A 12,462-nucleotide genomic window follows, 5' to 3' on the forward strand; every position below is an offset into this window, starting at 1 on the left:
CCGGTCGACTCGTCCGTCGCACCCTCATTCTAACGACGCGGGTCGCGGGCCGGCCGGCGCCGCCACGCGGCGGTCAGCAGCAGCCCGCCGGTGAGCGCGGCGGCGAGGGTGACCAGCGGGGCGCCGCCGAGCCAGGCCAGGCCGAGCAGTGGGGAGCCGTCCTGGCTGAACGCCAGCCGCCCCCACGGGAACCCGCCGAACGGGGTCCGGCCGCGCAGCGCCTCCTGCCCCACCCAGAGCAGGCCGGTGACCGCCGGCCAGCTCCACCGCCACCGGTCGACCAGCGGGGACACGAAGGCGGTGGCGGCGCCGAGCAGCGCCAGGTAGCCGGCCTGCAGCAGGGACAGCAGCGCCCACGGCAGGTAGCCGGTGTGCAGGTTCGTCCACTCCAGCAGCGGCGCGAACAGCGCCACCCCGGTCAGGAAGCCCAGGCCGGCGCCGGCGCGCAACCGGCGCCGGTGCGCGGCCGCGCCCAGCGCCGCCACCCCGACCGGCGCGAGCGGCCACACCCCGTACGGGGGGAAGGCCAGCAGCAGCGCCACGCCGGCCGCGACGGCCAGCGGCACGGCCACCCGCAGCGGCAGCGGCCGCCCGGCGCCCGCCCGGCGGGCCACCGCAGGGGTGCGCGTCTCATTCCGGTCGAGCGTCGTCACCGGCACCTCACCACGATCACGGGCCGAAGGCTACCCGTTCGCCGGCCGGTCACCACCGCCCGCCGGCCCGGTGCGGTGCCTGGTGGGTGCGGGGGTCAGCGCCTCGGCGGGGGCGACCCCCACCACCGGGTCGGCGACCACGCGACGGGCGCCGGGGCGGGCGCCGAAACGAAATCGGGGCGCGGCCTAAGCCGCGCCCCGATGCTCCCAGGCCCTTCCCGGCCGGTGGGGCGAGGATGAGCGGCGCCGACCTTCGGACCGACCGGACGTGGACTGGCTGCCCCCGCCTGGCCGTTGTCTACTGGCCGTGCCTTTCACCCTGCCCGTACACCGGTAATCGCGGCCGGTTCGCGCCGCCCCGCCGACCCCCGCCCGCTGGACCTGGCCGCCGCGACAACGTGCACCGTGTCGCTCGGCCAGCGGACGAAGGGACGAAGCGAACAACAGCCGCTTCCCGTAGTAGGACTCAAAGACGGTACGGCTTGCACCCCCGCCGCTGTCAACCCGCCTTGGGCCAGTCGTGTGTTGCAACACGGCGTGTCGCGTCGGCGCGTCTCAATCCGTGCCGAGACGGCCGCGCAGCAACGCCCGCGCTGCCTGCGGATGATCTCCGGCGAGCAGCCCGCCGGCGGCCAGCACGTAGTCGACGTCGACCACGGCGCGGGCAGCCCGGGGCAGCGGCCACCCACCGGCGTGGTCGCCGAGGACGGCGGCGAGCACCCCGGCGGCGTCGGCCGTGGCGGCGTGACGCAGCACACCACCGGAGCCCACCATCAGCCGCACGTCGCGCAGGTCCCGGCCGGCCCGTTCCCCGGTGGCGGCGCCGCGGGCGTGCCGGCGCAACGCCACCGTGGCGGCCAGGCCGGCGATGCGCCGGTCGGCGGCCCGGTCGGCGTCGGTGCCGGCGAGGAAGCCCGGATCGGCGGCGCGGACCGCCGCGGCGGCCGCCAGGTCGTCCTGCTCCCCCACCGCGAGCAGGCGTTCCTCGGCGGCGGCGCGGACCACCCCGGGGGCGCTCCACCGCATGCCCAGGTCACCCTCGACGGTGCGGGCCCGCCACAGCGTCCCGGCGACCTCCCGGCCCGGGCCGGTGGCCCGCTCGTCGGGGGTGAGCACCGAGTACACGTCGGTGGTGGCCCCGCCCACGTCGACGACCGCCAGGTCGCCGCCGAGGGCGTCGGCGAGGACCTCCACCCCGGTCAGCACCGCGTCGGGGGTGGCCGCCCGGACCAGCCGGGCGAACCGGTTGCCCCGGGACAGCCGCTTGCCGCCGATGACGTGCCGCAGGAACACCTCCCGGATCGCCGCCCGCGCCGACGCGGGGGCGAGCACCCCGATGCGGGGCAGCACGTTGTCGGCCGCGGTGACCGGCACCTTCGCAGCGGCCAGCAGGGCGTGCAGGTCGTCGCGGACGTCGACGTTGCCGGCCAGCACCACCGGCACCCGCCAGCGGGCCCTCGCCAGCCGGGTCGCGTTGTGGGTGAGGGTGTCGGCGTCGCCGCCGTCGGTGCCGCCGACCAGCAGCACGACGTCGGGGCGGGCGGCCCGCAGCGCGGTCAGCTCCGCCGCGCCGAGTCGCCCGGCGGCCACGTGCACCACGTTCGCCCCGGCGGACAGGCCGACCCGCCGCCCGGCCTGCGCGGTCACCAGCGGCTCGTAGCCGATCACCGCCAGGCGCAGGCCACCGCCGGCCGACGAGCAGACGTACCAGGGCACGTCGCGCACGGCGAGCCCGGCGGTCGCCGCGGCGACCGCGGCGTCCAGGCCGTGCAGCACGTCGGTGCCGACGGTGGTCGGCGCGGACCCGGCGGCGACCAGCCGGCCGCCGTCGAGGTCCACCACCGCGACCTTCGTGTACGTCGACCCGACGTCGGCGCAGACGGCGAGGTTCACGCCACCGGGGGTACGACCACGGTGCCGGTCGCGCTGACCGCCACGATCGGCGTGTCGAGGACCTCCGCGGCCGACTCGCCCCGGTCGGGCCGGCCCCGGCACACCACCCGGGCCTCGAAGTCGATGGTGCGGCTGCGGGTGCCCACCCGGGTCACCGTGGCCACCACCTCCAGCACGTCACCGGCCTTCATCGGCGCCCTGAACTGCACGTCGGAGTAGGAGGCGAACAACCCCTCGTCGCCGTCGGTGCGGATGCACACCTCGGTGGCGACGTCCCCGAACAACCCCAGCGCGTACGCCCCGTCGACCAGGTTCCCCGCGTAGTGGGCGTGCGCGTACGGCACGTACCGGCGGTGGGTGACGGTCAACCCGACCCGGGAATCACTCATGCCTTCGCCTTCTTACTCGTGATCAGCGCGTGCACCAGGTAGGAGGCCACCTCACCGGGGGTGGTGCCCCGGCCGAAGATGCGGTCCACGCCCAGCTCGTCGGTCATCTTCTCGTCGAACCGCGGCCCACCCACGATCAGCAGCGGCCGCTTCCCGGCCGGCATGGCCTCCCGGAACGCCGCGGACATCTCCCGGGTGTTGTGCAGGTGCGCGTCGCGCTGCGTCACCACCTGCGACACCAGCACCGCGTCAGCCTTCTCCACCCGCGCCGCCTCCACCAGCTCCGGGACGCTGACCTGCGCGCCCAGGTTGGTGACCTTCAGCTCCCGGTAGTACTCCAGGCCCTTCTCCCCGGCGATGCCCTTGACGTTGAGGATCGCGTCGATGCCCACGGTGTGCGCGTCCGTGCCGATGCACGCGCCCACCACGGACAGCTTGCGCCGCAGCCGCTGCTTCACCACCGTGTTGACCTCCTTGGCGCTCAGCAGCGGGAAGTCCCGCTCCACCACCTGCACCTGGGAGAGGTCGACCAGATGGTTCACCCGCCCGTACACGACGAAGAAGGTGAACCCGTCGCTCATCGGCTTGGCGTGCACCAGCATCGCCGGGTCGATGCCCATCCTGTTGGCCAGCTGAATCGCCGCGCCCTCGGCCCGCTTGTCGTGCGACACCGGCAGCGTGAACGACACCTGCACCATGCCGTCGCCCGTGGTGTCCCCGTACGGCCGGACGATCTTCTTGTCGGCGCCCGCGGCGCCCGTGTCGACGCCACTCATGCGGCCGGCCCTTCCAGGATCTCGGTGGCCGGGTTGTAGTAGTCGCCGTCGTGGGCGGCCACCCCGGACAGGCCCTTGCCCCGGTCAGCGGGCCGCTTCATGATCCCGAAGGTGCCCTCGGCGATCGCCGACAGCAGCGACTGGTCACCGATGCGCTCCAGCAGGTCCAGCGCCTCACCCAGGACCCGGTTGGCGCGCTGCTGGATGAACCCGCCCGGCGCCGGCACGAAGTCCTCGTGCAACCCACCGGCCGCCCCGAGGACGTAGCGGACGTTCTGCAGGGCGATGTCGCGGTCCGACAGCCACGGCGTCACCACCGCCTCGGTCATCATGCCGACCAGCAGGATGCCCTGGCCGGTCATCGCGCCCACCAGGTTGAAGAACCCGTCGAGCAGATTGCCGCGGAACACGTCACCGGTCATGTGCTTCGTCGGCGGCATCCACTTCAGCGGCGCGTCCGGGAACAGCTCCCGGGCCAGCAGCGCGTGCGCCAGCTCCAGCCGGAACGACTCCGGCACATCCGGGTTGATCTCGAACGCGTGGCCCAGCCCCAACTGCCAGTCCGCCAGCCCCGCCTCGTGCGCGAAATACTCGTTGAGCAGCTGCGACACCGTCACCGTGTGCGCCTCGTCCACCGCGTCGGCGGTGGTGAGGTAGTTGTCCTCACCGGTGTTGATGATGATGCCCGCCCGGGCGTGCACCTGCCGGGAGAACCGCTGGTCCACGAACGTGCGGATCGGGTTGATGTCGCGGAACAGGATCCCGTACATCGAGTCGTTGAGCATCATGTCCAGCCGCTCCAGGCCGGCCAACGCCGCCATCTCCGGCATGCACAGCCCCGACGCGTAGTTCGTCAGCCGCACGTACCGGCCCAGCTCCCTCGACGTGTCGTCCAGGGCCGCCCGCATCAGCCGGAAGTTCTCCTGGGTGGCGTACGTGCCGGCGAACCCCTCCCGGGTCGCTCCCTCCGGCACGTAGTCCAGCAGCGACTGCCCCGTCGACCGGATCACCGCGATCACGTCCGCGCCCGCCCGGGCCGCCGCCTGCGCCTGCGGAATGTCCTCGTAGATGTCCCCGGTCGCCACGATCAGGTAGATCCACGGCCGCTGCTTCGGGTCCCCGTACCGCTTCACCAGCCGGTCCCGCTCGGCCCGACGCCGGTCGACCTGCCGGATCCCCGCCACCACCGCCCTGCGCGCCGCCTTGCGCGCCGCGGTGGCCGCCTTCCCGGTCGGCTGCGCGAAACGCACCGACCCCGCCGCCGCCTTCTGCGCCAGCAGCGTCACGTCGGTGATCCCCTCGCGGGCCAGGGCGTCGAACACCGGCGCCGCCACCCCGTGCCCCAGACCCACGTCCGCGACCACCGCGTCGACGAGCCGATTCACCCACGGAATGCCGTCCGGGTCCGCGCCGGTCACCCCGGCGAACCGCAGCACCGCCCGCTCCACCGACACCGTGGTGTGGCTGCGCGCCAGATCCACCACCGGCCGCCCGGCGCGGCGCGCCAACTCCCGCGCCCGGGCGACCAGCGCCGGATCCAGGTCAAGCTTGCCTGTCACGCCGTCACCTCGCTGCGCTCGGCGACGGCGCGACACGCGCCTGTGCTGTATCGATGGTTCGCCCGCTACGCTCGCTCACGAATTGCCTTCCTCATAGATGACCTCACCGCGCAGCACCGTGCGCCGGCACACCGGCAACGGCGTCGGGTCGTCCGCGCCGCGCAACTCCGGATCCTCGGCCTGCAACACCGGCAGACCCCGCTCCGCCCCCGCCGGGGTCGACCACACCGCGAACGTCGCCGGCGCGCCCAACGCCAGCACACCCTCACTGTCCAGGTGCACCGCCCGCCAGCCACCCCGGGTGTGCGCGGCGAACGCCGCCCGCACACTCATCCGCTGCACCGGGTTGTGGTGCGCCGCCGCCGCCCGCACCGAACCCCACGGGTCCAGCGGCGTCACCGGCGAATCCGACCCGAACGCCAACGACACCCCGACCCCGTGCATCGCCCCCATCGGGTTCGACTCCAACGACCGGTCCAACCCCAACCGCGACTCGTACATCCGACCCGCGCCACCCCACAGCCGGTCGAACGCCGGCTGCATGCTCGCCACGATCCCGTACTCCACGAACCCGGCGATCAACCGCTTGCTCATGATCTCCGCGTGCTCCACCCGGTGCCGCGCCGCGCGCACCCGATCCGTGCCCAGCTTCGCCGCCGCCGCCGCGAACCCGTCCAGCACCGTCGAGATCGCCGCATCGCCGATCGCGTGGAACCCGCCCTGCATGCCGTGCGCCGCGCAGTCCAGCAGATGGTCGCGCACCTGATCGGCAGTCAGATACCCGTGCCCGCACGCGCCGGTCTCCCCGTCCCGGTACGCCGCCGACACGTGCGCCGTCCGCGACCCCAACGCCCCGTCGGCGAACAGGTCCCCGCCCGCGCCGACCGCGCCCAACTCCCGGGCCCGCGCCGCCCCCGACAGCTCACCCCAGTAGCCGTACACCTCCGGCAGCCCCACGCCCGAGATGCCCAGCAGGCCGGTGAAGTCCTCCTCGTCGGAGATCTCCGGGCCGCCGCACTCGTGCACCGCCGCGATCCCCAACGACGCCGCGTGCGCCAGCGCCACCCGCTGCGCGGCGACCCGCTGCGACCGGGTCACCGACCCCTGCGCCGCCGCCCGCACCACATGATGGGCGTCACGGCGCAACCAGCCCGACACGTCGTACCCGGGGACCGCCGCCGCGTCCGGGCAGGCCGCCAGCAACGCCGACGACACCAGCGCCGAATGGATCGACGCCTGCGACAGGTACACCCGCCGCCCACCGGCCGCCCGGTCCAGCTCCGCCGCGCCGGGCAGCCGCTGGTCGGACCAGTTCGACTCGTCCCAGCCGTGCCCCAGCACCACCGCGTCACCGGGCAACCCCGCCGCGAACGCCGACACCGCGTCCAGCAACTCCCCCGCCGACCGCACCCGGGACAGCTCCAGCCCCGACAGGGCCAGCCCGGTGTCGGTGGCGTGCACGTGCGCGTCCACGAACGCCGGCGTCACCAGCGCCCCGTCCAGCTCCACCACCCGGTCGGCCGCCGGCGCGTCGACGTCGGCGCCCAACCAGGCGATCCGACCGTCGCGCACCAGCAGCGCCGTCGCGGTCGGCTCGGCCGGACAGTGCAGCATTCCACCGCGGTACAAGGTCGAGGGGTTCGTCATGGGTCTCAGTCTGCCGCCAACCGGGATTCGAACAGTCCACGGACCCCGGGCTCCGCCCGCAGCAGCTCCAGCGCCAACTCCGCGTGACCCGGCACGTACCCGTTGCCCACCAGCATCGTCACGTCCGCCGCGAGACCCTCCGCGCCCAACGCCGCCGCCGCGAAGCTCGTCGCCATCGAGAAGAAGATCACCGTGCCGCCGTCCGCGGTGGCCAGCACCGCCCCGTGCTCGCAGCCCGGCACGTCCACGCAGACCACCGTCACGTCCGCCGGGACCCCCAGCGCCGTGGTCACCGCCGTGGACAGCGCCACCGGATCCCGGGCGTCGGCCAACGCGACCACCGACGCCAGGCCGGCACCCTCCAGCGCGTCGCGCTCCGCCGCCACCGGCACCACCCCGACCGTACGACCCGCGCCCGCCCGCCGCGCCGCGGCCAGCGACAGCGACCCGCTCTTGCCGGCCCCACCGATCACGGCCACGGTCACCGGCGTCGGGTCACCCGCGCGTTCCTTCCGCGCCACGTGCTCGGCGACCACCCGCGCGGTCAGCGCCGGCGCCCCGCACACGTCCAGCACGGCCAGCGACAGCTCCGGGTGCAGGTCCGCCGGGAGCACCGCGGCGATGGACCGGGCGAACAGGATCGCGTACCCGTCGCAGGGCACCTGCTCGCTGCGCCCGTCCCAGCGGGCCAGCCCGTCGAGGATGGTCAACGGGGTCAGCGTCAGCGACACCAGGGTGGCCACCCGGTCACCGGCGGTCAGCTTCAGCGGGGAGCGGCGGCCCGCCTCCTCCACCGTGCCGATCAGCATGCCGCCGGACCCGGTGACCGGGTTCTGCATCTTGCCCCGGGTGGAGATGATCTCCAGCACCTCGGCGCGGACCTTCTCCCCGTCGCCGCCGTGCTTCTCCGACAGCTGGCGGAAGCTCGCCGCGTCCAGGTTCAGCCGTTCCACCCGGATGCGTACCTCGTTCGCCGCGATCCGCGGGTCGGCGTCCAGCCGCCAGGCCGCCTGCGGCAGCACCCCCGCCGGTTCCACGACGCGGTGCAGACCCACCGGTGACGTCACGCCGACCTCCCCTGCTCAGCCGCGCGAAGCCCCGGTCAGGACTCGCGTCGCGGGAAAACTTACGGCAGACTAATTTCTTCACCGGATATTTTCCAGTAGCCTTCGGGTTCGCTGATCATTCGCACCACGCACCGAGGAGGGGCCGTGACCCAGACCCAACCGGTTGAGACCATCCCTCAACCCCGTCACGCCCCGGTCGCCGTACCGACCGCAGGGCAGCCCTACGAATACCGCCGCAGCCCCCTGGTCGAACCCGACTGGACCCGCTTCCCCGGCTGGCGCCACATCACCCGCGAGCAGTGGGAGAGCGCCCAGTGGCAGCGCGTCAACTGCGTCAAGAACATCAAGCAGCTGCGCACCGTCCTCGGCGACACCGTCGACGAGACCTTCTACGCCGACCTCGAGGCCGACCAGAAGGCCCTGGCCACCATGTCCATGCTGGTGCCGCCGCAGATGATCAACACGATGGTGCCGTTCGCGCCGATGACCACCGAGGCGTTCCTCGCCGACCCCATCCGGCGCTACATGATCCCCGTCGCCTCCGACCGGCGCACCGACTGGCCGTCGCACCCCTACGCCAGCCGGGACTCACTGCACGAGCACGACATGTGGGTCGCCGAAGGGCTCACCCACCGCTACCCGACCAAGGTCCTCGCCGAACTGCTCTCCACCTGCCCGCAGTACTGCGGCCACTGCACCCGGATGGACCTGGTCGGCAACTCCACCCCCGCCGTCGACAAGCTCAAGCTCACCCTCAAGCCCGTCGACCGCTACGACGCCCACATCGCCTACCTCAAGGCCCACCCCGGGGTCCGCGACGTCGTCGTTTCCGGCGGCGACGTCGCCAACGTCCCGTGGAAGAACCTCGAGTCGTACCTGATGCGGCTGCTGGAGCTGGAAACCGTCCGCGACATCCGGCTCGCCACCAAGGCCCTCATGGGCCTGCCCCAGCACTGGCTCCAGCACGACGTGGTCGAGGGCCTGGAGCGGGTCGCCCGCACCGCCGCCCGGCGCGGCGTCAACCTCGCCATCCACACCCACGTCAACCACGCCCAGTCGATCACCCCGCTGGTCGCCAAGGCCGCCCAGACCGCCCTCGACGTCGGCGTCCGCGACGTCCGCAACCAGGGCGTGCTCATGCGCGGCGTCAACGCCACCACGCCCGACCTGCTCGACCTCTGCTTCGCCCTCCAGGGCGAAGCCGGGATCCTGCCGTACTACTTCTACATGTGCGACATGATCCCCAACGCCGAGCACTGGCGGGTCCCCGTCTGGCACGCCCAGCAGCTCCAGCACGACATCATGGGCTACCTGCCCGGCTACGCCACCCCGCGGATCGTCTGCGACGTCCCGTTCGTCGGCAAGCGCTGGGTGCACATGCTCACCGAGTACGACCGCGAGCGCGGCATCTCCTACTGGACCAAGAACTACCGCACCTCCATCGAGTCCGCCGACCTGGAGGCGCTCAACAAGCGCTACGCCTACTACGACCCGATCGACACCCTGCCCGAGGTCGGCCAGCAGTGGTGGGCCGAGCACCGTAACGACTGACCCACGCACCGAGCGCGGAGGGCCCCGGTTTTCCCGGGGCCCTCCTTTCTCGTTCGCAGGTGGCGGAGCCGGGGCGGTGCTGCCCGGCCACCCGCCCGCCGTGGCGCTGAGCGGCCCTACGGCCCTACCCGCCAGGTGTGGCCGCTGCTGTACTCAAGGCATGAACGGCAAGCTGCTCGCGGCGGTGCGGCGCCGGCCGGTGACGTCGTTCTTCGTCCTGGCGTACCTGCTGTCGTGGAGCTGGTGGGTGCCGATCGCGCTCGCCGGTGGTGTGGTGCACGGCGGCGATCCCTGGCCCACGCACATGCCCGGCCTGCTCGGTCCGCTGCTGGCAGCGGTGACCATCACCGCCGCGGTCGGTGGCCGGGCGGCGGTGGCGGAGTACGTCGGTCGGCTGTGGCGATGGCACGGGGGCTGGCGTACCGCGGTGCTGGCCGCCAGCCCGCTGGCCATGCTGGCTGTCGGGCTCGCGGGTGCCGCCCTGGCCGGGCAGCCCGTACCGCCCTGGCAGGACCTGTTCGTGATCAGTGGGTTGCCGTCAGCGGCGTTGCCGATGCTGGTCGGCCTGATCGTGCTCAACGGCTTCGGAGAGGAGGGAGGCTGGCGCGGTTTCGCCCAGGAACGGCTCCAGACCCGCTACGGCCCGGTGCGGGCGGCACTGCTCACGGCAGTGGGATGGGCAGTCTGGCACGCGCCGCTCTTCGTCATCCTGGCCAGCTTCCGCGGCTTCGACCCCGCCGTGCTGCCCGGCTTCTTCCTCGGCATGCTCGCCGGCGCGGTGGTCCTGGCGTACGTGTACAACGCCGCAGGCGGCGGCATCGCCGCCGCGGCCTGCTGGCACGTGGCCTACAACCTGTCCTCCGCGTCGGCCGCCGCGTCGGGAATCATCGCCGCGGTCGCCACCACCGTCGTCATCCTCTGGGCGGTGGTCCTGCTGATCGCCGCCTACCGCGACCACCGCCGCAACGCACCTTCCCCGTTGCTCGGCGGTCGGGGCCGGCCGGCCGACTCCGGCAGCCCCACCGCCGAACCGGCACCGCAAGGAGGCTAGGCAGAGCGTTCAGCCGGAGCGCGGGGCGTACATGATGACGGCGACGCCGACCAGGCAGATCGCCACGCCGGCCAGGTCCCAGCGGTCCGGCCGGAAGCCGTCCACCGCCATCCCCCAGGCCAGCGAGCCCGCCACGAACACCCCGCCGTACGCGGCGAGGATCCGGCCGAAGTGCGCGTCGGGCTGGAACGTCGCCACGAAGCCGTACGCGCCGAGCGCGATCACGCCGGCGGCGATCCACCACAGGCCCCGGTGCTCCCGCCAGCCCTGCCAGACCAGCCACGCCCCGCCGATCTCGGCGAGCGCGGCGAGGACGAACAACAGCAGCGAGCGGGCGACCAGCATCCGCAGAACCTAACGCGAGCGGCCTCCGGGGTTCCCGGAGGCCGCTCGTCCCGCGTGCGCGGGTCAGCGAAACGCGTCCTTCGCGTTGCGGCCGGCCTGCTTGGCGTGCTCGCCGGCCTGCTTGGCCCGGGCCGCGCTCTGTTCGTTGGCGCCCTCGGCGCGCATCCGCTCGTTGTCGGTGACGTCGCCGATCCGCTCCTTGGCAACGCCGGTCAGCTCCTGGGCCTTGCTCTTCGCCTTATCGGTGAAGCTCATGTCGCCTCCTGTCGCTCCGGCGGTTGCGGGACTGCTGCCCCGCTCCCCCGTGCGTCCCCGGCCCAGGCCCCGGGAAACCGGCCCGTTCCTGATGATCAGGCTGTGTTCTTGGACGGCGCTGGACACACCCTGTAACGCGTCCTAGGACGCTAGGGTGGGGTCTTCCGGTCGTGTGACCTCTGCGGCGGTCAGGACGGAAACGCGATGACCGGCAGATCGTCGTCGCCGTAGCGGGGCTCGCCCGAGAGGATGGGCGCGTCGTGCTCCAGGCACGCCAGCACGGTCGTGGCCAGGTCGGCGCGGCCGGTGAAGCCCCGCCAGTAGGCCAGCTCCTGCCAGGCCTCCCCCGCCGTCGGTAGCACCGCGCAGGCGTCCAGGGCGAGCAGTCGGTGCAGCGCCGCCCGGTCCTTGGGGTCGTCCACCACCGCCAGCGTCTCGGCGGCGGTCACGGCGGTGACGCCGAAGCGCACCCCGTCGGCAATCACCTCGTGCAGCGGCTCCCCGACGTGCACCGAACCGGCCAGGTAGGCCAGCAGGGCGGACCGGTCCAGCACCAGCCGGACCGGCAGGATCTCCCCCGCGGTCACGCCGCCGGCGCCCGACCTGCGGCGGGGTCCTCCCGCGCCGTGCGGCGCACCCGCTCCCGGAGCGCCTGGTAGCGCTCCGCCGGCCAGGCGGCGTCCAGCGCGGCCCGGGTCGCCCGGGCCCTGGCCACACCCTCGTCGGTGACCGCGATCCCCTGGTGGGCCAGCTCGGCGGCCAGCGCCTCCCGGCGCATCAGCGCCCGGGCGGCGTCCACCAGGTAGGCGCTCGCGTTCGGCTCGCGCTCCAGCCGTTCCGCCACGTCCGGCGGAACCGAGATCGACAGCTTGCGCACCGCTCCGGTCATACCGGGGAGCATACGCCGGTGGCACCGGGCCTCCGAGCGCGACACGTCACCACCTCTAGGGCGTCCTAGGACGATGGGGATCGGCCGAGACCGGCATGCTCGCGCTCCACCTCCTCCAGTCCAGCCTCGTCCACGTCAACACTCTGCTGCAGCTGTTCCTCGCCGAACCGGCGTGGGCGACAAGGCTGTCGGACGAGGACCGGCGCGCGCTGACCGCGCTGACGTCACTGGCGCGGCTTGAGCCGCCACGGTGAACGGCCGGCCGTGCGAGGTGTTGTCGCGATGAGTGGTATGACGCTCAGTCATATTTATGGGTCTTGTGACGGATGTGTGGGTCGGGTGGTCATCGGCGGGGTAGTTCGGGTCGGTGGCCGCCGAGGCTGAGCA

General features: G+C 73.3%; 13 protein-coding genes and 1 pseudogene. 3 read left to right on the forward strand and 11 right to left on the reverse strand.

Going from position 1 to position 12,462, the window contains the following annotated elements; translation table 11 throughout:
* Positions 1 to 62: 62 nt before the first annotated feature.
* The 7 genes and pseudogenes from V6U81_RS28070 to kdd all read right to left on the reverse strand — a co-directional run.
* Positions 63 to 653, reverse strand: a pseudogene (locus tag V6U81_RS28070) (apolipoprotein N-acyltransferase); the annotation flags it as partial.
* Positions 654 to 1,208: 555 nt separating this feature from the next.
* Entirely contained in the window at positions 1,209 to 2,546 is a 1,338-nt protein-coding gene (locus tag V6U81_RS28075) for a glutamate mutase L (RefSeq protein WP_334493951.1), read from the reverse strand.
* Positions 2,543 to 2,935: a 3-aminobutyryl-CoA ammonia lyase gene (gene kal, locus V6U81_RS28080; RefSeq protein ID WP_334493953.1), complete on the reverse strand. Its 393-nt coding sequence runs from the start codon at positions 2,933 to 2,935 to the stop codon at positions 2,543 to 2,545. The genes V6U81_RS28075 and kal overlap by 4 nt, the downstream gene beginning before the upstream one ends.
* Complete coding sequence (gene kamE, locus V6U81_RS28085; RefSeq protein WP_334493955.1) at positions 2,932 to 3,711, reverse strand: lysine 5,6-aminomutase subunit beta; 780 nt, start codon at positions 3,709 to 3,711, stop codon at positions 2,932 to 2,934. The genes kal and kamE overlap by 4 nt, the downstream gene beginning before the upstream one ends.
* The gene (kamD, locus tag V6U81_RS28090) at positions 3,708 to 5,270 is read right to left on the reverse strand and encodes a lysine 5,6-aminomutase subunit alpha (RefSeq protein WP_334493957.1); all 1,563 of its coding nucleotides are present in this window, start codon (positions 5,268 to 5,270) and stop codon (positions 3,708 to 3,710) included. Before kamD ends, kamE begins: the two co-directional genes overlap by 4 nt.
* Before the next feature lie 75 nt (positions 5,271 to 5,345).
* Positions 5,346 to 6,917 carry an amidohydrolase gene (locus V6U81_RS28095; protein WP_334493959.1) on the reverse strand — a complete coding sequence of 524 codons (1,572 nt, stop codon included), beginning with the start codon at positions 6,915 to 6,917 and terminating at the stop codon, positions 5,346 to 5,348.
* Between the two features lie 5 nt (positions 6,918 to 6,922).
* Positions 6,923 to 7,984 (reverse strand): L-erythro-3,5-diaminohexanoate dehydrogenase, encoded by a 1,062-nt coding sequence (kdd, locus tag V6U81_RS28100; protein WP_477463893.1) that lies wholly within the window; start codon positions 7,982 to 7,984, stop codon positions 6,923 to 6,925.
* A gap of 144 nt (positions 7,985 to 8,128) precedes the next feature.
* On the opposite strand from kdd, the gene V6U81_RS28105 reads away from it, so the two are divergent.
* The gene (locus V6U81_RS28105; RefSeq protein WP_334493961.1) at positions 8,129 to 9,535 is read left to right on the forward strand and encodes a KamA family radical SAM protein; all 1,407 of its coding nucleotides are present in this window, start codon (positions 8,129 to 8,131) and stop codon (positions 9,533 to 9,535) included.
* 160 nt (positions 9,536 to 9,695) lie between these two features.
* Positions 9,696 to 10,586 carry a CPBP family intramembrane glutamic endopeptidase gene (locus V6U81_RS28110; protein WP_334493963.1) on the forward strand — a complete coding sequence of 297 codons (891 nt, stop codon included), beginning with the start codon at positions 9,696 to 9,698 and terminating at the stop codon, positions 10,584 to 10,586.
* A 9-nt stretch (positions 10,587 to 10,595) separates the two neighbouring features.
* On the opposite strand, the gene V6U81_RS28115 is transcribed toward V6U81_RS28110, so the two are convergent.
* From V6U81_RS28115 to V6U81_RS28130, 4 genes are all read right to left on the reverse strand, one after another.
* Positions 10,596 to 10,931 carry a YnfA family protein gene (locus V6U81_RS28115; RefSeq protein WP_334493965.1) on the reverse strand — a complete coding sequence of 112 codons (336 nt, stop codon included), beginning with the start codon at positions 10,929 to 10,931 and terminating at the stop codon, positions 10,596 to 10,598.
* 63 nt (positions 10,932 to 10,994) lie between these two features.
* Positions 10,995 to 11,186, reverse strand: coding sequence for a CsbD family protein (locus V6U81_RS28120; RefSeq protein WP_334493967.1), 192 nt, complete (start codon positions 11,184 to 11,186; stop codon positions 10,995 to 10,997).
* 188 nt (positions 11,187 to 11,374) lie between these two features.
* Positions 11,375 to 11,773 carry a PIN domain-containing protein gene (locus V6U81_RS28125; RefSeq protein WP_334493969.1) on the reverse strand — a complete coding sequence of 133 codons (399 nt, stop codon included), beginning with the start codon at positions 11,771 to 11,773 and terminating at the stop codon, positions 11,375 to 11,377.
* Positions 11,770 to 12,075, reverse strand: a complete 306-nt coding sequence (locus V6U81_RS28130) for a hypothetical protein (protein WP_334493971.1) — start codon at positions 12,073 to 12,075, stop codon at positions 11,770 to 11,772. The genes V6U81_RS28125 and V6U81_RS28130 overlap by 4 nt, the downstream gene beginning before the upstream one ends.
* A gap of 95 nt (positions 12,076 to 12,170) precedes the next feature.
* Between V6U81_RS28130 and V6U81_RS28135 the strand changes: the two genes are divergently transcribed.
* On the forward strand, positions 12,171 to 12,329 hold the full coding sequence (locus V6U81_RS28135) for a hypothetical protein (RefSeq protein WP_334493975.1): 159 nt from the start codon (positions 12,171 to 12,173) through the stop codon (positions 12,327 to 12,329).
* The last annotated feature ends 133 nt before the right edge of the window (positions 12,330 to 12,462 follow it).

Origin of the sequence: Micromonospora lacuserhaii, from assembly GCF_036902735.1 — a bacterium.
Taxonomy (GTDB): Bacteria; Actinomycetota; Actinomycetes; order Mycobacteriales; family Micromonosporaceae; genus Micromonospora.